20 protein-coding genes are annotated in these 23,744 nt (G+C 32.4%); 1 reads left to right on the forward strand and 19 read right to left on the reverse strand.

The features are described from left to right. Window positions 1-32 precede the first annotated feature (32 nt). The 12 genes from KKQ79_RS06935 to tpx all read right to left on the reverse strand — a co-directional run bounded on the left by KKQ79_RS06935 (window position 33) and on the right by tpx (window position 11,765). Window positions 33-974 (reverse strand): Rossmann-fold NAD(P)-binding domain-containing protein, encoded by a 942-nt coding sequence (locus KKQ79_RS06935; protein WP_213189512.1) that lies wholly within the window; start codon window positions 972-974, stop codon window positions 33-35. 179 nt (window positions 975-1,153) lie between these two features. After that, window positions 1,154-2,290: an aspartate aminotransferase family protein gene (locus KKQ79_RS06940; RefSeq protein ID WP_213189513.1), complete on the reverse strand. Its 1,137-nt coding sequence runs from the start codon at window positions 2,288-2,290 to the stop codon at window positions 1,154-1,156. A 298-nt stretch (window positions 2,291-2,588) separates the two neighbouring features. Continuing rightward, window positions 2,589-3,548 (reverse strand): N-acetyl-gamma-glutamyl-phosphate reductase, encoded by a 960-nt coding sequence (gene argC, locus KKQ79_RS06945; protein ID WP_213189514.1) that lies wholly within the window; start codon window positions 3,546-3,548, stop codon window positions 2,589-2,591. Further along, window positions 3,541-4,737: an argininosuccinate synthase gene (gene argG, locus KKQ79_RS06950; protein WP_213189515.1), complete on the reverse strand. Its 1,197-nt coding sequence runs from the start codon at window positions 4,735-4,737 to the stop codon at window positions 3,541-3,543. Before argG ends, argC begins: the two co-directional genes overlap by 8 nt. Window positions 4,738-4,742: 5 nt before the next feature. Beyond that, on the reverse strand, window positions 4,743-5,315 hold the full coding sequence (locus tag KKQ79_RS06955) for a GNAT family N-acetyltransferase (RefSeq protein ID WP_213189516.1): 573 nt from the start codon (window positions 5,313-5,315) through the stop codon (window positions 4,743-4,745). Window positions 5,316-5,571: 256 nt separating this feature from the next. Next, entirely contained in the window at window positions 5,572-8,430 is a 2,859-nt protein-coding gene (gcvP, locus tag KKQ79_RS06960) for an aminomethyl-transferring glycine dehydrogenase (RefSeq protein ID WP_213189517.1), read from the reverse strand. Window positions 8,431-8,520: 90 nt separating this feature from the next. Continuing rightward, window positions 8,521-9,162, reverse strand: coding sequence for a J domain-containing protein (locus KKQ79_RS06965; protein ID WP_213189518.1), 642 nt, complete (start codon window positions 9,160-9,162; stop codon window positions 8,521-8,523). A 58-nt stretch (window positions 9,163-9,220) separates the two neighbouring features. Further along, a complete protein-coding gene (locus tag KKQ79_RS06970; protein ID WP_213189519.1) occupies window positions 9,221-9,637 on the reverse strand; it encodes an SRPBCC domain-containing protein in 417 nt (138 codons plus the stop codon). 55 nt (window positions 9,638-9,692) lie between these two features. Next, window positions 9,693-10,142, reverse strand: a complete 450-nt coding sequence (locus KKQ79_RS06975; RefSeq protein ID WP_213189520.1) for a nuclear transport factor 2 family protein — start codon at window positions 10,140-10,142, stop codon at window positions 9,693-9,695. A gap of 30 nt (window positions 10,143-10,172) precedes the next feature. After that, window positions 10,173-10,553, reverse strand: a complete 381-nt coding sequence (locus KKQ79_RS06980) for a VOC family protein (RefSeq protein ID WP_213189521.1) — start codon at window positions 10,551-10,553, stop codon at window positions 10,173-10,175. Window positions 10,554-10,625: 72 nt separating this feature from the next. Further along, window positions 10,626-11,201, reverse strand: coding sequence for a Crp/Fnr family transcriptional regulator (locus KKQ79_RS06985; protein WP_213189522.1), 576 nt, complete (start codon window positions 11,199-11,201; stop codon window positions 10,626-10,628). 66 nt (window positions 11,202-11,267) lie between these two features. Next, entirely contained in the window at window positions 11,268-11,765 is a 498-nt protein-coding gene (tpx, locus tag KKQ79_RS06990; protein ID WP_213189523.1) for a thiol peroxidase, read from the reverse strand. Window positions 11,766-11,911: 146 nt separating this feature from the next. Between tpx and KKQ79_RS06995 the strand changes: the two genes are divergently transcribed. Beyond that, window positions 11,912-14,131, forward strand: coding sequence for an NADP-dependent isocitrate dehydrogenase (locus KKQ79_RS06995; protein ID WP_213189524.1), 2,220 nt, complete (start codon window positions 11,912-11,914; stop codon window positions 14,129-14,131). A 70-nt stretch (window positions 14,132-14,201) separates the two neighbouring features. Here KKQ79_RS06995 and KKQ79_RS07000 read toward each other — a convergent pair. The 7 genes from KKQ79_RS07000 to KKQ79_RS07030 all read right to left on the reverse strand — a co-directional run bounded on the left by KKQ79_RS07000 (window position 14,202) and on the right by KKQ79_RS07030 (window position 23,717). Continuing rightward, a protein-coding gene (locus tag KKQ79_RS07000) for an IS3 family transposase (protein ID WP_213190656.1) occupies window positions 14,202-15,556 on the reverse strand; the annotation gives its coding sequence in 2 pieces (ribosomal slippage) (window positions 14,202-15,082 and window positions 15,082-15,556; 1,356 coding nt in all). 145 nt (window positions 15,557-15,701) lie between these two features. Beyond that, the gene (locus tag KKQ79_RS07005) at window positions 15,702-16,544 is read right to left on the reverse strand and encodes a YitT family protein (protein ID WP_213190696.1); all 843 of its coding nucleotides are present in this window, start codon (window positions 16,542-16,544) and stop codon (window positions 15,702-15,704) included. 77 nt (window positions 16,545-16,621) lie between these two features. Next, complete coding sequence (locus KKQ79_RS07010) at window positions 16,622-17,824, reverse strand: IS256 family transposase (RefSeq protein ID WP_213189525.1); 1,203 nt, start codon at window positions 17,822-17,824, stop codon at window positions 16,622-16,624. Between the two features lie 136 nt (window positions 17,825-17,960). Further along, window positions 17,961-18,542, reverse strand: coding sequence for an HD domain-containing protein (locus tag KKQ79_RS07015; protein WP_213189526.1), 582 nt, complete (start codon window positions 18,540-18,542; stop codon window positions 17,961-17,963). Window positions 18,543-18,555: 13 nt separating this feature from the next. After that, window positions 18,556-20,901 (reverse strand): adenylate/guanylate cyclase domain-containing protein, encoded by a 2,346-nt coding sequence (locus KKQ79_RS07020; protein ID WP_213189527.1) that lies wholly within the window; start codon window positions 20,899-20,901, stop codon window positions 18,556-18,558. A 102-nt stretch (window positions 20,902-21,003) separates the two neighbouring features. After that, window positions 21,004-22,271 (reverse strand): IS3 family transposase gene (locus KKQ79_RS07025; RefSeq protein ID WP_213189528.1). Its coding sequence is split into 2 segments (ribosomal slippage): window positions 21,004-21,932 and window positions 21,932-22,271, totalling 1,269 coding nucleotides; the frame shifts between segments, so codons are not numbered across the junction. A 91-nt stretch (window positions 22,272-22,362) separates the two neighbouring features. Next, window positions 22,363-23,717 (reverse strand): IS3 family transposase gene (locus tag KKQ79_RS07030; protein WP_213190656.1). Its coding sequence is split into 2 segments (ribosomal slippage): window positions 22,363-23,243 and window positions 23,243-23,717, totalling 1,356 coding nucleotides; the frame shifts between segments, so codons are not numbered across the junction. Window positions 23,718-23,744 lie beyond the last annotated feature (27 nt).

Here is a 23,744-nt window from a genome sequence, read left to right on the forward strand (position 1 = left end):
TCTGCCAAATCTGCTTTATCAGCGAGAAAACATTACAAAATATTTTTCAAAACTGCTTGTGCAGCGAACAATCTGTTGTATGATTGTTCAAAAATCAATGACTGTTCAGAATCCAAAACCTCATCACTCACTTCTACATTTCTACGAACTGGTAAACAATGCATTGGTCTTCCGTTATTGGTGATTTTCATTTTTTCTTCCGTAAGCATCCAATCATCATAACCTTCTGCTACTTTTCCGTAATCATTAAATGAACTCCAGTTTTTAATATACACAAAATCAGCATCTTTCAACGCTTCTTCTTGATTATTAGTCACTTGAGCACCGCCAACAAAAGCTGGGTCTAAATCTAAACCTTCAGGATGCGTAATCACAAAATCTACATCTTGCGCATTCATCCATTCTGCAAAAGAATTGGCAACAGCGTGCGGAATTGGTTTAATGTGAGGTCCCCACGTTAAAACCACTTTCGGTTTTCTGGATTCTTTCCATTGTTCTTTAATGGTAATGGTGTCTGCCAAACTCTGCAAAGGATGTCTGGTTGCAGCTTCCATAGAAATTAAAGGTTTATTGACATATTTTTGAAAAAGCGTTAAAATCTTTTCTTCGGTGTCGGATTTTTTATTTTTTAAATCTGCAAAACATCTGATTGCTACTACATCGCAATACTGTCCAATAACTGTAGCTGCATCTTTTATGTGTTCAACTGTAGCATCATTCATAACAGCTCCAACCTCAGTTTCCCAAGCCCAAAAATCTTGTCCAGCATTGAAAGTCATCACTTTAAAACCTAGATTTTCAGCCGCTTTTTGAGTACTCATTCTTGTTCTGAGGCTAGAATTCATAAAAATTAAGCCCAAAGTTTTCCCTTTAGCCAAATTCTCATCCTTCAAAGGATTTTTCTTGTATTCTAAAGCATCTTGAATTAGGTTTTCAAGATTTTCTACGTCGTTTATAGATAGAAACTGTTTCATTTTTATTTATTTTAACGCAAAGGTTTAATATTAATTTATGTTTTATTTTAAGAAAGCAAAGGCATAAATGCTTCGCAAAGTATTCTGTTTATGGTTTCCCACAGATTACACAGATTTTTAGAGATTTAATGAAATTTAATATCCAAAAATTGTAAATCCAAAATCATAAATCTAAAATTCTAATATTCGTTTAAAATTTGGATTAAAGCATCTGCGAATTTTTTCACATCTTCTTTTTTCACATTCAGAGCAGGTAAAACTCTTAAAGTATTTGGTGTAGAAGCATTACCTGTCAACATTTTGTATTCTTTAACCAATCTATTTCTTACTGCATTGCAAGGAAAAGCCAAATCAATCCCAATCATCAAACCTTGATAACGAATTTCTTTGATATTTTTTTGATTTTGTAGCAAAGAAACCAAGTAATCTCCCACTTCTTGAGCATTTTGTAATAGATTTTCTTCTTCAATAACATCTAAAACCGCTTTGGTTGCAGCACAAGCCAAGAAATTTCCTCCAAAAGTTGTCCCAAGCAAACCGTACGAAGCTTTGAATTTAGGTGAAATTAAAATTCCCGCAACAGGAAAACCATTTCCCATTCCTTTTGCCATCGAAATAATATCAGGAGTTACACCAGCGTGTTGATGCGCGAAAAATTTACCGCTTCTTCCGAAACCAGATTGAATTTCGTCTGCGATGAAAACGGCATTATTCTCATTACACAACTCCTGAATTTTCTGTAAAAATTCGGTGGTTGGAATTTGAACTCCACCAACTCCTTGAATTCCTTCTACAATCACTCCAGCAATATCTGAATTGGTTTTGAATTCATTTTCTAAAGCTTCCAAATCATTGAAGGGAAGTTTTACGAAATTTTCAGATTGATTCACTGGTGCTACAATTTTCGGATTGTCTGTACAAGCTACAGCTGCCGCAGTTCTTCCGTGGAAAGCTCCAGAAAAATAAATAATTTTCTTTTTTCCGGTGTGGAAAGAAGCCAATTTTATGGCATTTTCATTGGCTTCAGCACCAGAATTGCAAAGGAAAAGGGTATAATCATCATAACCAGACAACTTGGTCAGTTGTTCAGCGACTTGATTTTGAATCGGAATTTTCACATAATTGGAATAAAAACCGATATTATTCAATTGTTCTGTAATGTATTTTACATAAGTTGGATGAGAATGTCCGATGGAAATCACAGCGTGGCCGCCATATAAATCTAGATATTCCGTTCCGTTTTCGTCCCAAAAATAGCTTCCTTCCGCTTTTGTAGGAGTTACATCTATTAAAGGATATACATCAAAAAGTTTCATTTAATTATTTCTTTTGGTTAAGTTCTTTTGTCTTGAAACAAAAGAACCAAAAATTCAAGACTTAGATTCTCGGCTAAAATTCTAAAACTAATTCTAAAATCTCTGAAACTCGAGCCTCAACATTCCCACCGCTTTCTCAAACAGCAGAGATTTTTTGACGAATTATTTTCAGAATTTTTTAACGCCTCCGAATCTTATGTCATTTATTTTAATATTTTTCTTTTTAAAAACTTTGTCAAAGATTAATTTGCTTCGCAAAAAACTTTGACAAAGTACCTTTCATTTTTACTTTTTATTGCTAAAAAGCGATAGATTTGAGTTTCAAACCTGCGTTTTCGGGAAACCCGAATGATATATTCATATTGTGAATAGCTTGTCCTGAAGCGCCTTTCAAGAGATTATCAATTGCAGAATGAACCACTGTAAAATCTCCGTTTTTTTCAATATTAATCAAACACCTATTGGTATTAACTACTTGTTTCAGATTAATTTCTTTTCTGGAAACCGTAGTGAACATTTGTCCTTCGTAGAAATTTTCATAGAGTTCAAATAATTCTTCTAAAGAAAGTGAAGTTTTAAAAGTAGAACTCACAAAAATTCCTCTGGCAAAATCTCCTCTCCACGGAACAAATTGCACCGAAAATGGCACTTTACTCAACTCTTTTAATTGAAATTTAATTTCTCCTAAATGCTGATGCGTTAAAGTTTTATACGCCGAAATATTATTTTGTCTCCAACTAAAATGCGTAGTTTCAGAAAGTGATTTTCCTGCACCAGTTGCACCCGTAATTCCTGTCGTATAAATTTCTGAAACTTCTTGATTTTGAAGAATCGGAATGATTCCCAACTGAATTGCAGTTGCAAAACAACCAGGATTAGCAATCAATTTTGCACCTTTAATTTTATCTAAATTCAGTTCTGGAAGTCCATAAACAAAAGAATTTCCTTGATAGGTTTCTCCAATTCTGAAATCGTTTCCTAAATCAATAACAACAGCGTTTCCAACGTTATTATTTTCAAGCCAAATTTTACTTTCTTTATGTGGTAAAGCCAGAAAAAGAACATCTGCCTCGGTAGAATTATCAATAAACTCTAAATCTATTTCTCCGATTAAATCTTGGTGCAAATCGGTTACTTTTTTGCCCACATTAGAATAGCTCGTCACAAACGAAAGTTCTGCATTCGGATGATTGAGCAACAAACGAATCAGTTCGCCACCTGTGTAACCTGTTCCACCAATAATTCCTGCTTTAATCATTATTTTCAGCGTTTACTTGATGATAAATCGATAGATAATTGGTGTAAATTTTAGAAAAACCTTTCACGTCTTCGCCGCTCCAAGATTTATTCATTTCACCGTAACTTCCGAATTTAGAAGTCATTAAGTCGTATTTAGATTCAATTCCGTTCAGTTCAAAACGATAAGGAAGAAGCGTAACAAACACTTTACCTGTAACATTTTTCTGAGAATTTTCCATTAATTTTTCAATATCTCTCATCACAGGATCTAAGAAAAGAGCTTCGTGAAGCCAAGTTCCGTACCAATCTGCCATTTGAGATTTAATCATCAATTGATATTTAGAAAGTACATGTTTTTCTAGCAAGTGATGTGCTTTCAAAGTTAAAATAGCACCCGCAGCTTCGAAACCTACTCTACCTTTAATCCCAATAATCGTATCACCAACGTGAGTATCTCTACCAATCGCAAATTCTGAAGCAATTTCATTTAATTTAACAATCGCTTCGGAAGGATGAGAAAATTTTTGGTCATTAATTTTAATTAAATGTCCTTTTTCGAATTCTAAAGTCAACTGTTCTGGATTTTGCTTCTTTAATTGAGAAGGGTAAGCTTCTTCAGGCAAATTGCTATGAGAAGTGAGCGTTTCTTTTCCGCCAACCGAAGTTCCCCAAAGTCCTTGATTGATAGAATACACCGATTTGGTATAATCTCCTGAAAATCCTTTGTTCGTCAAATACTCTATTTCCTCCTCACGAGAAAGTTTCAAATCACGAATTGGTGTGATGATTTCAATCTGCGGACAAACGATATTGAAAATCCCATCAAAACGAACTTGGTCGTTTCCAGCGCCTGTACTTCCGTGTGCGATAGCTGTTGCTCCGATTTTAAGCGCATATTCTGCCAAAGATTTTGCCTGAATGGTACGTTCTGCACTTACAGAAAGCGGATAGGTATTATTTTTGAGAACATTCCCGAAAACCAGATACTGAATGCAAGAATCATAATATTCTTTCACCACATCTAGACACGTAAAAGTTTTAGCACCTAGCAAAATTGCTTTTTGCTCTAATTTTTTAACTTCCTCTTCATTAAAACCACCTGTATTTACCGTAACTGCATGAACTTCGTAGCCTAAATCTTGCTGCAAATAAACTGCGCAAAAAGATGTATCTAAACCTCCGCTAAATGCTAAAACAACTTTTTTCATCTCTATTAATAATTTTGCATATAGTAACTTAAATCTCTTTTATTTTTTTTGGGTGGAACGAATAACATTCCTGTGCAGAGACAATTTTTTCTGCCTTTGCTTTGTAAAATAGAATAATTGACACAACTTTGGCAACCATCCCAGAACTGATCATCTTGAGTAAGTTCCGAAAAAGGAACTGGATGATAACCCAACCTTGAATTAATTTTCATTACCGCCAAACCTGTGGTAATCCCAAATAATTTAGCGTTTGGATATTTTTCTCTGGTCACATTAAACACAGATTCTTTAATTCTACTTGCTAAACCGATACTTCTATATCTTGGCGAAACAATCAATCCCGAATTAGAAGCATAGTCACCATTGGTCCATGTTTCGATATAGCAGAATCCTGCCCAAATTCCATTGTGCGTGATTGCGATAACCGCATCGCCTTTTTCCATCTTCTCCTTAATATATTCTGGAGATCTTTTGGCGATACCTGTTCCTCTAATTTTGGCAGACTCTTCCATTTCTTTTACAATCTCGTCTGCAAAACAAAAATCATCAGCGGTTGTTTTTCTAATGATAAATTCCATTTAAATAAATAGTTTTAGAGTGCAAATATACAAATAAAGTTCAAATAAAAGATTTTTTATCTTTATTTCTAAATAATTAAAAGATAATTTATTGTTAAAATAATCTTATTTGACAGTTTTTATTTGTTTTAATCTTAACGCTTTAATATAAAACTATTGATTATGAACATTTTACAAAACAAGACCATCTACAAACAAAAAAAATCGCTAAAAATGAATTTAGCGATTTAAAATATTTGTAAAATTTACTTTTATCTTACATGTAGCTTTCTATTGGCTCACAAGTACAAACCAAATTTCTATCTCCGAAAGCTTCGTCTACTCTAGATACAGAAGCGAAGAACTTATGCTCTCTCACCCATTCTAGCGGATAAGCAGCTTTCTCACGAGAATATGGTTTATCCCAAGAATCTGAAATCACCACTTGTTCTGTATGCGGAGCATTTTTTAATACATTATTATGAGCATCTGCTTTTCCTTCTGCAATTTCTTCAATTTCTGCTTTAATAGCAATTAAAGCTTCAGCAAATCTGTCTAATTCTGCTTTAGATTCTGATTCTGTAGGCTCAATCATTAACGTACCAGCAACTGGGAAAGAAACGGTAGGAGCATGGAAACCATAATCCATCAAACGTTTTGCAACATCTGCTACCTCAATTCCTAGTGGTTTAAACTGACGGAAATCTACAATACATTCGTGAGCTACTCTTCCTTTTTTATTCGCATATAAAATTGGGAAATGCTCACCCAAAACTTCTTTTAAATAGTTTGCGTTGATGATTGCAAATTCCGTAGAATTTCTCAAACCAATCGCTCCTAACATTTTAATATAAGCATAAGAAATATTAAGAACCAATGCAGAACCATAAGGTGCAGAAGAAATAGCGTCTATTCCTTGACTTCCACCTGTTGGAATATTAGGATTTTGAGGCAAGAAAGGTACTAAATGTTTTGCTACACAAATTGGCCCAACTCCTGGTCCACCTCCACCGTGAGGAATTGCAAAAGTCTTATGAAGATTTAAGTGACAAACATCTGCACCGATATTTCCTGGTGAAGTGAAGCCAACTTGAGCATTCATGTTTGCACCATCCATATAAACTTGACCACCATTTTCATGGATTAAGTCTGTAATTTCTTTTACGTTGTCATCAAAGAAACCATAAGTAGATGGATACGTAATCATGAAAGCAGATAAATTATCTTTATGCTCTTCCACTTTAGCTTTTAAATCTTCGAAATCTATTTGTCCGTCTTCTAGATTTTTCACCACCACTACTTTAAGACCTGCAATTACCGCAGAAGCAGGATTGGTTCCGTGAGCAGATTGAGGAATTAAACAAATATTTCTGTGACCTTGACCGATAGATTTTTGATACGCTCTAATCACCATTAAACCAGCATATTCACCTTGAGCTCCAGAATTTGGCTGAAGTGATGTTGCCGCAAAACCAGTAATCGTAGCCAAATCTTTTTCTAAAGTTTTGATTAATTTCTGATAACCATCAGCTTGATTAACTGGCACAAAAGGATGAATAGCACCCCAATATTCCCAAGAAAGTGGAATCATTTCTGTAGCTGCATTCAGTTTCATGGTACAAGAACCTAGAGAAATCATAGAATGCGTGAGTGATAAATCTTTTCTTTCGAGACGCTTAATGTAACGCATCAATTCTGTCTCTGTATGATATTTATTAAAAACTTCTTCTTTTAAGATTTCGTCTTTTCTCAATAAATTTTCTGGAATTTTAGAAACGGCTTTTGGCTCTAATTTGAAACCTTGTTTTTGCTTAAATTGTGCAAAAGCTGCCACTACTTTATCAATTTTTTCGGTAGTTGTAGTTTCATTGATAGAAATACTTACAAAACCTTCTGTAAAATAATTTAAATTGATTTTATGATCTAGCATTAATCTCTTTAACTTATCTTTTTCTTCTTCAGACATACTGATTTTAACCGTATCAAAAACTGGCTCTTTCACCGTATCATATCCTAAAACAGATAGCGCATCTCTTAAAGCATTGGTCTTATAATGAATTTGGTCTGCAATATATTCTAAACCAGCTTTACCATGATAAACAGCATACATAGAAGCCATTACCGCCAATAAAACTTGAGCTGTACAAATGTTAGAAGTCGCTTTCTCACGCTTAATGTGCTGCTCTCTTGTTTGCAAAGCCATTCTCAAAGCACGTTTTCCGTATGCATCTTGAGTTACCCCAATAATTCTTCCCGGAATATCACGTTTATATTCTTCTTTACAAGCAAAAAACGCAGCGTGAGGACCACCATAACCTAATGGAATACCAAATCTTTGCGTAGTTCCCACTGCACAATCAGCTCCCATTTCTGCCGGTGATTTTAATTTCACTAAAGCAAGCGGATCACAAGCCACTACTACTTGAAGATTTAACGCCTTATAATTTGAAATTAACTGAGTATAATCAATCACAACACCATTTTTACCTGGATATTGTAAAATAGCTCCGAAAAATTCTGCATTAAGCTCAAAATTTTCATGATTACCAACAACTATATCTATTCCTAAACCATCAGCTTTGGTTTTAAGAACCGCAATAGTTTGAGGTAAAACCAAATCAGAAACAAAAAACTTGTTGGCTTCTGCTTTTTTCTGGTCTTTCGTTCTGTTTGAAAAGAACATACTCATGGCTTCAGAAGCTGCAGTTCCCTCATCTAATAGAGAAGCATTCGCTAAATGAAAACCAGTAAGATTGGTAATTAAAGTTTGATAATTCAATAACGCTTCTAATCTACCTTGTGCAATTTCTGCTTGATAAGGTGTATAAGCGGTGTACCAACTAGGATTTTCTAAAATATTTCTCTGGATAACACTTGGCAAAATACTGTTATGATAACCAAAACCAATGTACGTATCATAATCTAGATTTTTAGCAGCCAACTCTTTAGAATGCTGTAGCATTTCGTACTCAGATAAAGGAGCAGAAATATCTAATTCATTTTCTAATCGGATTGCATCTGGAATAGTTTGAGAAATTAATTCTTCTACAGAAGAAACGCCAATTTTTTGTAACATAGCGTTCTTATCAGCTTCATTGAAGTTGATGTGACGGTTCACAAATTGCTGTGTGTTCATAAAAATTTTAGGTATTATTTTTACTTTTTGTAAGTTTCGTAAAAATAAGGATTTTTTTATGAATGGTAAAATTCTATTTGTCTATAAAAACTATTGACGAAAAACCAAGTACAGAGCTATCGCTAAAAGAATAATAGCCAATAACTTATAATAAAAACGAGCGTTAACCTCTTCCTTTTTTTGCGGTGCAGTGGTAGAATTTTGAGCAGGAACATCCTCTTTTATAGAAGTTTTTATTTCCCCAGAAACTTCGATGATGGTAATTCCTTGAACTACTGTTTTGTGTAATAAAGTATTGGTAGCATGAAGAATAATCTGAAACTTACCTTCTTTATCAAACTCCTTGATTCTAAATTTTCTATCGCCTTGAGACTTTTCTAAACCAAAAGGTGTAATTTTTACCAGATCTGCATCATAAGTTTGCCAATGAATGGTAATTTCGTCGCCTTTTTGTGCTCTAATTTTATCGGCGTGAAAGTTTTTAATTTTTGGAGGAAGCATTGATTTTTGACTTCTTTGAAAACTCCCAAATCGCTGGTCATAAACTTTTCTAGATTCTTCATCCATCAAAGTTTCATACGCTTCTTTTATTTCTCTGAAACGCTCTGTAAAAAACTCATCATTTTCGTTTTTATCAGGGTGATATTTCAGCGAAAGTTTACGATACGCTTTTTTAATGTCTTCGGAAGAAGCATTCGGTTTTATTCCTAGAAAATAGTAGTAGTCTTTCAATGGATTGATGATTGAGGAGCAAAAATAGAAAAATAAGTTTTTATGAAAAAGGAAACTGCTAAGAGTTTCCTTCTGTATAATTTTTAAATTGATTGAGAATGCTTTGCCATCCTTGTTCTTGCATTTCCAAAGCATTAATCATTTCTGGCTCGAAACGTTCGAAAACTTCAGTAGTATTTTCATCTATTTTATTGAAAAAAACTTCTACTTTTCTACCATCTTCTATATGATATTCAATTTTCTGAAACGGAATGATTTCGGTGTAAGTCCCATGAAAAACAAAACTTGCCGATTTATCTTTAGCAGCCATTGTATAAAAAAATTCGCCACCTATTTCTAAGTTATTTTCAGCTTTCGGACAATGCCAACTTTCGTGTGCAAAATTCCAATTCGTAATATGTTCTGCTTCGGTAAAAAATTCCCATACTTTTTCTAAAGACGAATTGATGGTGACGTTTACAATTAATGGTTCCATGTTTTATGATAAGTGATAAGTGATAGATGATAAATGATTTTTTACGATTTTAAATTTAATTTTGAGAATTATCAAAATAGCTGAAATCTTTAGTGATTTTACCATTTTCTATGGTAAAAATAGTACAAATTGGAAGTTCAAATTTCGTTTTATCAGGATTGGTACCTTTTGAGACAAATTCTACAATGACGTTATTTTTTCCTGAAGGATAAATTGCCACTAGAGAATCTTGTACATCAGGAAACATCATTTGTAGTTCACTATATTCTTTCACAATCTGCTCACGAGATTTTTTATGCAACTTCATCTTTGAACCTGGCTCTTTAAATTCGGCATTTTCTATATATAAATTTGCCATTTTTTGCCAATCGTGTTTGTTAAATTCTACAAAAAGTTGCTTTGCAATTTTTTCGTTTTCGGTAGTATCTATTTTTATGATTTTTTCTTCTTCTTTTTTGCAAGAAAAAAATAGAAATAATACTGAAAAAATGAGTATATTTTTCATGATAAAATTTTTAAAACATTTACAATATAATTATTTCAAAGAATGCAAACCAATCATATTACCTTCTGTATCAACTAAAAGTGATATAAATCCGTACTCACCAATTGACATTTTTGGTTTGAAAACTTTTCCTCCCGCTTCTTCTACTCTGTTTTCTTCGGTGATGCAATCTTCTGAATGAAAATAAACAAGAGTACTATTTGCACCTGCATTGTATCCTTCCATTTTCACCAAACTTCCGCTTGCTCCCATATTTTCCATTTCACTAGGGAAAACTTTCATTTGTAAAGAATCTTCTGTTGGATCTAATAAATTTTCTAGTTTTAGGTTAAAAACGGTTTCATAAAATTTAGTGGCTCTTTCCATATTATCTACATAGATTTCGAACCAAACTACAGGATTTGTTTTCATATTTTTTATTTTTAATTTATTCAAAAATACATTTATTAAACTCAAAAACAACTTGCCTTATGACAAGAAAAATTACTTTTCCGAAATCTCCTTTCTAATTCTACTTAATGAAGTATCTGTAATCCCAAGATAAGTCGCAATTTGTTTTAAAGGTGCTTGCTGAATAATTTGAGGTTTTTCTTTCAACAATTTTAAATAGCGCTCTTTTGCAGTTTCTGTAATCATTTCTATTTTCTGATATCTAGATTGAAAAAGTTGAAATGTAAACCACATTCTTCCCCATTCTCGCATTCCTTCAATTGTGTGAAATAATTCTTGAAAATCATCATAATATACTTCATACACTATACAATCTGTTATTGCCTGTATATTTTCTTTAGAAGGAATTCTTTGAAATAATGAACTTGCGTCAATCACAGCATCATTTTCATTAAAAAATTCTAAAGTGATATCGTTATTATCTATATCAAGAACAAAAGAACGCATCAAACCATTTTCTAAAACCAAATAAGAGTTAGATATTTCTTTTTCTTTAAGAAAAAAATCTCCTTTTTTTAATTCTTTTAAGTGATGCAACGAAAATATTTTTTCCAAATCAGATTCAGAAAACAAAGGATGCTGATAAATATATTTTAATGAATTTCCCATAAAAAAAACGAAAGTATAAAATACTCTCGTTGTAAAAATAATAAAATTTTTTATAAATTTTAAAAACTATCTTAAAGCATTCAAAGCGTTTTCATAATCTGGCTCTTGAGCAATTTCTGGAACCTGCTCTGTATATTTTACAGTTCCGTTTTCGTCTAAAACCACCACTGCTCTACTTAACAATCCTTTAAGCGGAGAATCAGCAATCGTTAAACCATAATTTTCTCCAAAGTTTCCTCTGTAATCAGAAAGATTCATTACATTTTGAAGTCCTTCTGAAGCACAAAATCTTCCTAAAGCGAATGGTAAATCTTTAGAAACATTTACCACAACTGTATTATCTAAAGCAGATGCTTCTTCGTTAAATTTTCTAGCAGAAGCAGCGCAAACTCCTGTATCGATACTCGGGAAAATATTAAGTACTACTTTTTTACCAGCAAAATCAGACAGTGTTTTTTCTGATAAATCTTCTGCAACCAATGTAAAATCTTGTGCTACAGTTCCTAGTTCTGGTAAATTTCCTGAAGTGTGAATTTCGTTTCCTTGTAATGTAATATTTGCCATTTTTTTATTTTTATACTTTGTCAAAGATATAGTTTTTACCCATAATAAATAAAAGGAATTATAAATACATGTATTTCATATTTTCTATAAAAATCACTAAATTTGCTAACTTCTTAATTTTAAACAATTAAAAACTCAGAAATATAATGTCTAACAATTCAACAATCATCTATACGTATACAGATGAAGCGCCAATGTTGGCAACTCACTCATTATTACCAATCATTCAAAAATATGCTTCTACTGCTGGAATTAATGTAGAATCTAGAGACATTTCTTTGGCTGGAAGAATTTTAGCAAATTTCCCAGAATATTTAACCGAAGAACAAAAAACTGCAGATGCACTTGCAGAATTAGGAGAATTAGCGACTAAACCAGAAGCTAATATCATTAAATTACCCAATATTTCTGCTTCTGTTCCGCAATTAGAAGAAGCGATTGCAGAATTACAAAAACACGGTTATGCAGTGCCTAACTACCCTGCAGAACCAAAAACTGAAGAAGAAACTGCTATCAATAAAAAATATGCTAAAGTTTTAGGAAGTGCTGTAAATCCTGTTTTAAGAGAAGGAAACTCAGACAGAAGAGCGCCTAAAGCAGTTAAAAATTACGCAAAAGCAAATCCTCATAGAATGGGAGTTTGGACTGCAGATTCTAAAACTTCAGTTGCTCACATGAATAATGGAGATTTCTACGGTACTGAAAATTCTACCACTGTAGAAAACGAATGCAAATACAGAATAGTATTCTACGGAAATGATGGTTCATCTAAAGTTTTGAAAGATTTTGCTCCTTTAAAAGCTGGTGAAGTAATCGATTCTTCTGTGATGAATATTTCTGCATTAAAATCTTTTGTAAAAGACGCAATCAACGAAGCTAAAGAAAAAAATGTATTGCTTTCTGCTCACTTGAAAGCAACAATGATGAAGGTTTCTGACCCAATTATTTTCGGGGCGGTTGTTGAAACTTATTTTGCTGATGTTTTTGAGAAATATGCAGCAACTTTCAATGAATTAGACATTAATCCTAACTTTGGTTTAGCTACCCTTTTCGAAAAAATTGCTGGTCATGCTCAAGAAGCTGAAATTAAAGCAGAAATCGAAAAAACGATTGAAAACGGACCAAGAATTGCAATGGTAAATTCTGATAAAGGAATTACCAATTTCCATGTTTCTTCAGACGTTATTGTAGATGCTTCCATGGCTGCTTTAGTAAGAGGTGGCGGTAAAATGTGGAATAAAGAAGGAAAAGAAGAAGATACCGTTTGTATTATTCCAGACAGAACTTATGCTGGTTTCTATGATGCAATTGTAGAAGAAATGAAACAAAACGGCGCAATAGACCCTACTACTTTCGGAACAGTTCCAAACGTAGGTTTAATGGCTCAAAAAGCTGAAGAATACGGTTCTCACGATAAAACTTTCCAAATTTCTGGAGAAGGAACGGTAAAAATTGAAGACGAAAACGGGACTACTCTTTTAGAACAAAACGTTCAGAATGGTGATATTTTCAGAATGTGCCAAACAAAAGATGCTCCTATCCAAGACTGGGTAAAACTAGCGGTAAACAGAGCAAGACTTTCTAACACACCAGCGATTTTCTGGTTAGACAAAGGAAGAGCTCACGATGCACAAATCATCAAAAAAGTAGAAAAATATCTTCAAAATTACGATTTAACGGGTCTTGACATCAGAATTATGGATGTAAAAGATGCCATGCTCGAAACTTTAAAAAGAGGTAGAGAAGGTAAAGACACGATTTCGGTTTCTGGAAACGTTTTAAGAGATTATTTAACCGATATGTTCCCAATTTTAGAGCTTGGAACTTCTGCTAAAATGCTTTCTATTGTTCCATTGATGAACGGTGGTGGTTTATTCGAAACTGGAGCTGGTGGTTCTGCACCAAAACACATTCAACAATTCTTAGAAGAAGGTTATCTAAGATGGGATTCTCTAGGTGAATTCTTAGCTTTACAAGCGAGTTTAGAGCACCTTTCTCAGACTCAAAACAATCCTAAAGCTCAAGTTCTAGCGGATGCTCTTGATGAAGCAAATGCTAAATTCTTAGCAACAGATAAATCTCCTGCAAGAAAAGTGGGCGGAATAGACAACAGAGGTTCTCACTTCTACCTGGCTATGTATTGGGCTGAAGCTTTGGCAAATCAAACTGCAGATGCTGAATTAGCGGCTACTTTTGCACCAATTGCAAAATCAATGCAAGAAAACGAAGCAAAAATCAATGAAGAATTGATTGGAGCGCAAGGTAAATCACAAGACATCGGTGGTTATTACCAACCAGATTCTACAAAAACTTATGCTGCAATGAGAGCTTCTGCTACATTAAACGCAATTGTAGATTCTTTATAAAATTCTAAAATTTAGATTTTAAATAAAAAAACCTCCCGAAATTAGACTGCACCCAAAAGTTTAGACAAAATTAAACAATATTTTCAAAGGAAAGAGTTCGGTACTGTACCGGACTCTTTCCTTTGAGATTGAGTCTTATTCTATCATTGTTGTAATAGTGAATGTACTTCACTATTTCCATCTTAAGTTCCTGAATGGAACCAAACTTTCTGGCATAAAACATTTCTGATTTTATCGTTCCAAAAAAGTTTTCTATCACCGCATTGTCCAAACAGTTTCCTTTTCGGGACATACTTTGAATAATACCTTTTTCTTTTAACAAGTTTTGGTAATGTTTCATTTGATATTGCCAACCTTGATCAGAATGTAGAATGATGTTTTGTGTAGATTTTACTTTTCTGAATGATTTCTTTAGCATTCTGATGATTTGGCTAAACACAGGTCTTTCAGATAAGTCAAAACTGACAATTTCACCATTAAATAAATCGATGATTGGAGATAGATAAAGTTTATTACCCGATACATTAAACTCTGTAACATCGGTTGCCCATTTCTGATTAGGAGTGTCCGATTTGAAATTCCTCTGTAGAACATTGGGCGCAATTTTCCCTTGCTCTCCCTTGTAAGATTTATATTTCTTCACTCGGATAATACTCTTTAAACCTAATATTTTCATAAGTCGTAAAACAGTTTTGTGATTAATCAAAATTCCTTTTTCTTTCAAAAGCAAAGTAATTCTTCTATAGCCCAACCTTCCTTTGTGACGATGATAAATCTGCTTAATCATTTCTTTTATTTCCGCATATTTATCTTTCATTTGAAAGCGTTTTTGATAGTAATAAAAACTGCTTCTTGCCATCGATGTACAATGCAGTAGTACTGCTAAATCAAAGTCCTGCCTTAACTCTTCGATGGCTTTGGATTTTTCCTTTCCTGAATTAAGGCGTCTAACTTTTTTAAAATGGCGTTCTCGGCTTCTAAATAATAAATCCTCTCCAACAGTTCTTCCTCCCTTGTTAAGGGTTTGCCTGTTTTCTTTTTTTTTCGCGTGTAATTACTCATGGTTTTAGGTCTTCCTCTGGGTATGTTTTCTAAACCTAAAATACCATTTTTTTTGTAATTACGCTGCCAACTAAGAATACTGGACTCCGCAGGAATATTAAACCTTCTCGACGCTTCTTTTAAACTTAAATTCTCTTTCTCAATTACTGATAAAATCTTTAATTTAAAATCTTTTGTGTAATGCGTATTGGAAAGCCGAACAAGTCCTGAAACTCCATAAAGTTCATAAAATTTTATCCATTTACGAACCAAGGAACCACAAACTCCAATGCGTTTTCCTAAATCGTCTGTTCCAATATCCCCTTTGTGATATCTCTTTATAGCTTTTAATTTAAAGTCTAATGAATATTTACTTTTCCCCATAAAAAATGCCCCTAAAAAGTGTCTAACTTTTTGGGGGCAGTCCAAATATTTCGGGAGGTTTTTAGTTTATAAATTTCGATTAAACCAAATTAATTTCCATAAAAAAAACGGACTAAAGTCCATTTCTATTGATAAATAATTTTTCTTAATGCTTTATAATTTCTTTTACAATTCCACCTTGTGGTTCTCTTACTGTTTGTGTGAAGATAAATGCTTTTGGATCGATGCTTCTTACAATATTTTGAAGTTTACGCACTTCTAATCTCGTCACAATCGTGAAAATAATATCTACATCTGCACTTTGCTCAAAAGATTCTTTCATAAAACCTCTTTCTCCTTTGTAAACAGTAATTCCTCTATTTAAAGTTAAAACTAATGCTTTCTTAATTTCTTCACTATTTCCCGAAACTATGGTAACACCTGTATAAGCTTCAATTCCTTCAATTACATATTTTGTCATTTGACTTGCAATAAGATAAGTAAGAATAGCATACAAAGCTGTTTCTACTTTTAAAAATAATGCTGCAATGATGAAAATAATGATGTTCATTCCCAAAATAATTTCGGTAATGCTGAAACTACTTTTTTTGAAGGTCATCAATGCTAAAACTTCCATTCCATCGAAAGTTCCACCTCCTCTCATTGATAAACCAATGCCAATTCCCAAGAAAAATCCGCCAAACATCGCTACCAAAAGTTTATCATGCGTTAATTCTGGAAAAGGGATAAAATGCATGGTTAAAGCAATCAACAAAATAGTAAGGCTACTTCTAATAGCGAAATGCTTTCCTACTTGAAAATAAGACAAAATGATAAACGGAATATTGAGCAAAATTAAAAGCAAGCCTAAATTCCAATGTTTTACTTCGTGAAAAAGAAGCGAAATACCTGTAACTCCACCATCTAAAAAGTGATTGGGAACAAGGAAACTTTTCAAAGCAAAACTTGCAGAGATAACTCCTAAAATTAAATAAACAATATCTGAAATGGTAAATAACGGACCGTGTGAATTTTTTGAGACACTATCCCAAAAAGTGTGTAAGTTAAAAAGTTAAGGCTTGGATTTTATAATCTGAGCCTTTTGTCAAAAATAAGCATAAATTGGTTTAAAACAATACCCCAATTTTGGATTGGCATTGACCATTTTTTGGTAGCTTCCTTTAAAGCAAGAAAAACCGACTTCAAGACTGCATCATCCGTAGGGAAAGACATTTTGTTTTTGGTATATTTTCTGATTTTTCCATTGAGATTTTCAATTAAATTAGTAGTGTAAATAATTTTACGGATTTCCAAAGGAAAGTCAAAAAATACAGTCAGTTCGTCCCAATTATCTCTCCACGATTTTATCGCATAAGCATATTTGGATTCCCATTTTTCTGCAAAATCATTCAGAGCGGCTTCTGCCGCTTGTTTATTTGGAGCATTATAGATGTGCTTCATATCGGCAGTAAAGTCTTTTCTGTCTTTCCAAACCACGTATTTACAGGCGTTTCTAATTTGATGAACTACACAGATTTGGGTTTGAGATTCAGGAAAAATTGAGCGAATAGTCTGGGTAAATCCATTCAAATTATCGGTAGCTGTAATTAAAATATCTTCTACACCACGAGCTTTTAAATCGGTTAAAACATTCATCCAAAAACTAGAACTTTCGTTTTTTCCGAGCCACATTCCGAGAACTTCTTTCTTGCCATCACGGTTTAAACCTACCGCTAAATAGATGGTTTTATTGATGACTTTTGAGTTTTCACGAACTTTAAAGACAATTCCATCCATCCAAACAATGAGATAAAGGTCTTCTAATGGTCTATTCTGCCAACTCACTACTTCGCTTGCAACTGCATCAGTAATCCTAGAAATGGTAGAAGTAGAGACTTCAAAATCATACATCTCACGAATTTGCTCCTCAATATCGCTCACGCTCATTCCTTTAGCATAAAAGGAGATAATGATATTTTCTAAACCTTCTATAATATTGTGTCTTTTAGGAACTAGAGCTGGTTCAAAACTACTTTCTCTATCTCTGGGAATTTTTATTTCAGATTCACCAAATGAGGATTTTATCTTTTTGGTTCCGTGTCCGTTACGATAGTTTCCAGTGGTGGTTTTTTCGTGTTTCTCGTTGTCGAGATGAGCATCAAGTTCGGCTTCGAGCATGTGTTCTACAGCTCGTTTGTGCATTTGTTTAAAGAATGAGGTTAAATCTTCTCCATTCTTAAAGGATTTGTAGAAATCCTTGTTGTTTAATAAGTCTTCTTTGTCAATCATAACTATGTAAATATATAAAATAGTAAAAAGTTATTTCCGAAAAATTTTTTGAGCTTTTATTGCTCAAAATTTTTCAGAATAACTTTTCAACTTACACAGTTAATGAAATACTACCTTTTTTGAACTCATATCTTGATTACGAATTTAACTTAGATTTAATAATTTCTAAATTTTCTTGTTTTTTTTGATTTCTATTGTTGATAGCAGTTTTGGTGAAAAAGTGATGGCTTTCTAAAAATTTCTCTTGTAAAAGATTCCAATCTCTTTCAGAATTTACGATTCCAAACATGGTTAATTCATCAAAAAGTTTGTCCCCAATTTTAAAGAAATCATCTCTTCCTAAATAATCTAAATCTGCATCAGCCAAAATTTCTTCTAATTTATTTTTTGGTGATTGTGGAATTTTGGTTGCCATAATCATTCCTTTGATTTTATCAATCTGAGGCTGATTGTAACCGTAATCCAAAAGATATTTTTGAGCTATTTCACAAGATTTTTCTTCGTGATCTTTTGCACCATGCAAAAATCCTGAATCATGTAACAATGCCGCCGTTTTCAGAAGCATTAAATCTTCTCCACCAACATTTTCTGCCACAGCTATTTCCTCTACAGCATTTATTACATCTTTTACATGCATCACACTATGATACGAAAGGTGTTCTGGAAGATTTTCTTTCAGTTCTTTCAGAATAATTTTCTTTATTTTTTCGTATTCCATAATTTAAATAAACTTAAATTAAACTTTTATTTTCTGATACAAAATACATATCCAAAGCTCCTTTTCCTTTTGTTTCTATTTTCCCGCGATGTTCACAAGTGAATTTATCCTTTACCAAATCATAAGTAGAACCCGAAATATTAAGTCTTCCTTTTGCACTATTCTGTTCCATTCTTGCGGCAGTATTTACCGTATCTCCCCAAATATCGTAGGCAAATTTCTTCACGCCTACAATTCCCGCAATTACAGGTCCGGAATGAACACCAATTCTGATGTCTAAAGTAGTAGGGCTTTCTTTTTTCCTTCTTTCTATAAATTCTAAAATTTCTAAACCTGCATTCACCGCATTTTTAGCGTGTTGTTCGTTAGAAACTGGTAAACCACTTACTGCTAAATACGCATCACCAATGGTTTTGATTTTCTCTAAACCATTTCTTTCCATAATTCTATCAAATTCTGTAAAACAAACATTGAGTTCATTCAAAACTTCTTGAACTCCCAATTTTTCTGAATTGGCTGTAAAACTTACGAAGTCTGTAAACAATACCGAAACTTCATCATAATGTTTAGCACTGGTTTTTCCTTTTTCTTTAAGTTCTTCAGCAACTTCGTGCGGAAGAATATTGAGCAATAAATCGTCTGATTTTTGTTTTTCTTCGGCGATTTTTTTGTTGTCTTTTTGTTTTTGAAAATAAGAAAATCCTGCAAAACCAAACAACAGCAAAGATAAACCTGCACCAATTGCCCACATATTTTTCTCGGATTTAGAACTTTCTAATTCTGCTTTTGCTATGGCATCTTTTTTCTCTTGATTGATTTTGGCAAGTTGTTTTTCTTGGTTATATTTCAGCGTAATTGCTTTTTGTTCTTCATCAAATTTTATCTGAATTTCTTTTCGTTTCAAATCTTCTTCCAACATCAGTCTTTTTCTTTCGGCTTCTGTTTTTGCTGCGGCTTGTTTTTTATCGTACTCAAATTTTAGTGCTTTAAGTTCTATTTCTTTCTGAAGCTGAAGTCTTTTGGTTTGTTCTTGTAGTTCGATTTTGGATTTTTGTAAAGCAAGTTCTGTTTCAGATTGAACGTTTGAAAGTTCTTTCATTTTATCTAAACCGTAAACTCTTTCTTTTTCCTTCATTGCTTTTTGAAAATAAGAATGGGCTTTCTTATAATCTCCTAAAATTTCATAAGCATTAGAAAGTGTGGTATAATTTGAAATTACCAAATCGGGATCTACATACCATTTTTCATTTTGAACTTTTGAAAAGGTTTCATTTAGTTCTTTTACTGTATTTTCTAATTCTTGCCTTTTTTGAGGATTTGTTCTGATAGAAACACTATCATTAACCATATTATAAACTTTTACACTTGCGTAATATGATTTATGATAATAATTTGATTTACTATCTTCTGGCAAAAGTTTAACAGCTTTTTCAATATACTCTTCTGCTTTTTGATATTCTTTTTCATCAAAATATAAATGGGAAAGAATATTATTAATATCAGAAATATTTTCCTTTGAGTCAATAGATTTATAATAATTTAAAGCATCATACAAATATGTCTTTGCAGAATCTGTTTTCTTGAGACCGAGATATGAAGATCCTATATTTCTTTTGGCTATTGCTATAAAATTTTTATCATTTTGTTTTTCATAGAATAGTAATGCTTCTTTAAATATTTCTAATGCTTTATTATAATCATTAGTAGTTAAATAAAAAAAACCTAACTGTTGATAAGCAAGATTTAAATTTTCAGGAAAGTTCTTTTTTACAAAATCAATGTATGTATTTAGATATTTGTAAGCATCTTTATAATTTTGCTGCACAAAAGAAGTACTATACAACTGCTCATAACTTAATTTTATATAAGTTTTATCTACTTTTTTACCATCAAGATAATTTTGAATATTCTCAAAGTAATATTTTTGAGCGAGATTATAATTTTTTTTGTAAGTATTAAACGCGCCTAATGAATAATTAAGTTGAATTTTTCGGTCTAAATCTTTAGAGTTTTGTGCATATTTTTGAGCGTCTATTAAAAATTTTTCTGCTTTTCCATAATCTCCATTCCTCATTAAGTAATTTGCTAAAATTAAATTATTGTTAAATAATTTTTCTGTATTGTTTACTTTTTTGTAATAAGAAATTGTTTTACTTACATACAAAATCAAACTATCTTTTTTATTTAATTTACTATATAAGTTTGCTATACTTCTATTTATTTCATTTTTATCAGAATCACTTTTGGCCAAAACTAATTTTTCCTTCAACTCCAAAATCTCTTTAGATTCTTGCGCTGTAAAAAATGAAAAAAATCCGAAAAAAGTAAGTAATAAAAAGAATTTGGTAGCAGTTTTCAATTGGATTCAATTTTGTTAAACAAATATATAAATTTTAAGGTATTTATGGGATATAATTGAGTTGTCCTAAAAAAGGTTGACTCGTTAATAATTCAAATATAGTTAAATCGTAGCAGAATTAATTCTGTTACGATTTATTTTTTTCCATTGTTTTAAATGTATTATTTTTTGTTGATGTGCTTGGTTTGGAGTTATCATATTAATTGACATATGTATTCTAAAATTGTTGTATAAAGTTATGGCTTGTGTAACTTGTTTGTTTAAATTTTGATAGTTTTCAAATATTTCATGCAAACCAAATTCTTCTTTTAAAATTCCATTTACTCTTTCTGCTACTGCATTTTCATATGGGTCGTATTCTTGCGTCATACTAATTAAAATATTGTTTTTCTTTAACAATTCGGTATACTCTTTACTGCAATATTGTAAACCTCTATCAGAATGGTGAATGAGTTGATTTTTTGTTTCCCTGTTAATCAAAGCCATTTCTAAAGCTTTTACTGTAGTTGAACTCATTAAATTATCTGACAGTTGATAACCAACGATTTTCTTGGAACAAGCATCAGTGAGTAAATGCAAATAGTATGTTTTCTCTTTTGTTCGTAAATAAGTTATATCAGCAACCCAAACTTGCTCAGGTCTGTTAAGTACTAAATTGCTAATTAAATTTGGATAGCGTTTCATCCAATGTCTTGAGTTTGTTGTTTTGTAATATCTTCGAGCTTTAGGAACTTGTAAATATTCTGCTTTTAAAAAATCTAAAAAATTATCCCGACAAATTGATATATGATGTTTTATAAATTCACCTTGTAACATTACATAAAGTTTCTTGCCACCTGTTCGAGGTAATTGCTTACGAATAGTAACGACTAAACTTCGTAATAATTCTGAGTTGTATTTAGGTGTTCTAACGTTTTTCTTTCGCTTGTAAAATGCTTGTTTTGTGTATCCAAACAGTTCGCATAATTCATAAGTGGTCAATGAACTACTTGCATTTATTTCTTTGACTGCTTGGAACCAGACTTTTTTACAATATCAATTTTAAGTTCACGTTCAGCTATTTCAATAAATCGTTTGAATACTTTTAATTCTTCTTCTTTTTTTGCTAATTGAGCTTCTAGCTCTTTTATACGCTGTTGTTGAGGATCTTTCATAGGACGACCAATAGTTAATTTATCTTCATAGGTAAATTTACCATATTTTTTTAACCATCTTGGTAGACAACTATTGCCTAGAATATTGTAACGTCTTCGAAGTTCTGATTTTGTAAATAAACCCCTCTCAAATTCACTTACAACTTGACGTTTAAATGCTTCGCTATAAATTTGTGGGGCACTTGGAATTTTTGAAATTTTCTTTTTTGTTGACATATTATCTAATTTTTAGTCAACTTTTTTCAGGACAAGACAAATAATGAAAAACTCCCGAAAATTTAGACTGCACCCAAAAGTTTAGACAAAATTAAACAATATTTTCAAAGGAAAGAGTTCGGTACTGTACCGGACTCTTTCCTTTGAGATTGAGTCTTATTCTATCATTGTTGTAATAGTGAATGTACTTCACTATTTCCATCTTAAGTTCCTGAATGGAACCAAACTTTCTGGCATAAAACATTTCTGATTTTATCGTTCCAAAAAAGTTTTCTATCACCGCATTGTCCAAACAGTTTCCTTTTCGGGACATACTTTGAATAATACCTTTTTCTTTTAACAAGTTTTGGTAATGTTTCATTTGATATTGCCAACCTTGATCAGAATGTAGAATGATGTTTTGTGTAGATTTTACTTTTCTGAATGATTTCTTTAGCATTCTGATGATTTGGCTAAACACAGGTCTTTCAGATAAGTCAAAACTGACAATTTCACCATTAAATAAATCGATGATTGGAGATAGATAAAGTTTATTACCCGATACATTAAACTCTGTAACATCGGTTGCCCATTTCTGATTAGGAGTGTCCGATTTGAAATTCCTCTGTAGAACATTGGGCGCAATTTTCCCTTGCTCTCCCTTGTAAGATTTATATTTCTTCACTCGGATAATACTCTTTAAACCTAATATTTTCATAAGTCGTAAAACAGTTTTGTGATTAATCAAAATTCCTTTTTCTTTCAAAAGCAAAGTAATTCTTCTATAGCCCAACCTTCCTTTGTGACGATGATAAATCTGCTTAATCATTTCTTTTATTTCCGCATATTTATCTTTCATTTGAAAGCGTTTTTGATAGTAATAAAAACTGCTTCTTGCCATCGATGTACAATGCAGTAGTACTGCTAAATCAAAGTCCTGCCTTAACTCTTCGATGGCTTTGGATTTTTCCTTTCCTGAATTAAGGCGTCTAACTTTTTTAAAATGGCGTTCTCGGCTTCTAAATAATAAATCCTCTCCAACAGTTCTTCCTCCCTTGTTAAGGGTTTGCCTGTTTTCTTTTTTTTTCGCGTGTAATTACTCATGGTTTTAGGTCTTCCTCTGGGTATGTTTTCTAAACCTAAAATACCATTTTTTTTGTAATTACGCTGCCAACTAAGAATACTGGACTCCGCAGGAATATTAAACCTTCTCGACGCTTCTTTTAAACTTAAATTCTCTTTCTCAATTACTGATAAAATCTTTAATTTAAAATCTTTTGTGTAATGCGTATTGGAAAGCCGAACAAGTCCTGAAACTCCATAAAGTTCATAAAATTTTATCCATTTACGAACCAAGGAACCACAAACTCCAATGCGTTTTCCTAAATCGTCTGTTCCAATATCCCCTTTGTGATATCTCTTTATAGCTTTTAATTTAAAGTCTAATGAATATTTACTTTTCCCCATAAAAAATGCCCCTAAAAAGTGTCTAAC

The sequence above is a fragment of the Cloacibacterium caeni genome (assembly GCF_907163125.1).
Classification (GTDB): Bacteria; Bacteroidota; Bacteroidia; order Flavobacteriales; family Weeksellaceae; genus Cloacibacterium; species Cloacibacterium caeni_B.

Excerpts from the sequence above, each read along its gene's own strand:
- KKQ79_RS06935 (WP_213189512.1), bottom strand. The coding sequence starts at position 974 with ATGAAACAGTTTCTATCTATAAACGACGTAGAAAATCTTGAAAACCTA.
- KKQ79_RS06940 (WP_213189513.1), bottom strand. The coding sequence starts at position 2,290 with ATGAAACTTTTTGATGTATATCCTTTAATAGATGTAACTCCTACAAAA.
- argC (WP_213189514.1), bottom strand. The coding sequence starts at position 3,548 with ATGATTAAAGCAGGAATTATTGGTGGAACAGGTTACACAGGTGGCGAA.
- argG (WP_213189515.1), bottom strand. The coding sequence starts at position 4,737 with ATGAAAAAAGTTGTTTTAGCATTTAGCGGAGGTTTAGATACATCTTTT.
- KKQ79_RS06955 (WP_213189516.1), bottom strand. The coding sequence starts at position 5,315 with ATGGAATTTATCATTAGAAAAACAACCGCTGATGATTTTTGTTTTGCA.
- gcvP (WP_213189517.1), bottom strand. The coding sequence starts at position 8,430 with ATGAACACACAGCAATTTGTGAACCGTCACATCAACTTCAATGAAGCT.
- KKQ79_RS06970 (WP_213189519.1), bottom strand. The coding sequence starts at position 9,637 with ATGGAACCATTAATTGTAAACGTCACCATCAATTCGTCTTTAGAAAAA.
- KKQ79_RS06975 (WP_213189520.1), bottom strand. The coding sequence starts at position 10,142 with ATGAAAAATATACTCATTTTTTCAGTATTATTTCTATTTTTTTCTTGC.
- KKQ79_RS06980 (WP_213189521.1), bottom strand. The coding sequence starts at position 10,553 with ATGAAAACAAATCCTGTAGTTTGGTTCGAAATCTATGTAGATAATATG.
- KKQ79_RS06985 (WP_213189522.1), bottom strand. The coding sequence starts at position 11,201 with ATGGGAAATTCATTAAAATATATTTATCAGCATCCTTTGTTTTCTGAA.
- tpx (WP_213189523.1), bottom strand. The coding sequence starts at position 11,765 with ATGGCAAATATTACATTACAAGGAAACGAAATTCACACTTCAGGAAAT.
- KKQ79_RS06995 (WP_213189524.1), top strand. The coding sequence starts at position 11,912 with ATGTCTAACAATTCAACAATCATCTATACGTATACAGATGAAGCGCCA.
- KKQ79_RS07010 (WP_213189525.1), bottom strand. The coding sequence starts at position 17,824 with ATGATTGACAAAGAAGACTTATTAAACAACAAGGATTTCTACAAATCC.
- KKQ79_RS07015 (WP_213189526.1), bottom strand. The coding sequence starts at position 18,542 with ATGGAATACGAAAAAATAAAGAAAATTATTCTGAAAGAACTGAAAGAA.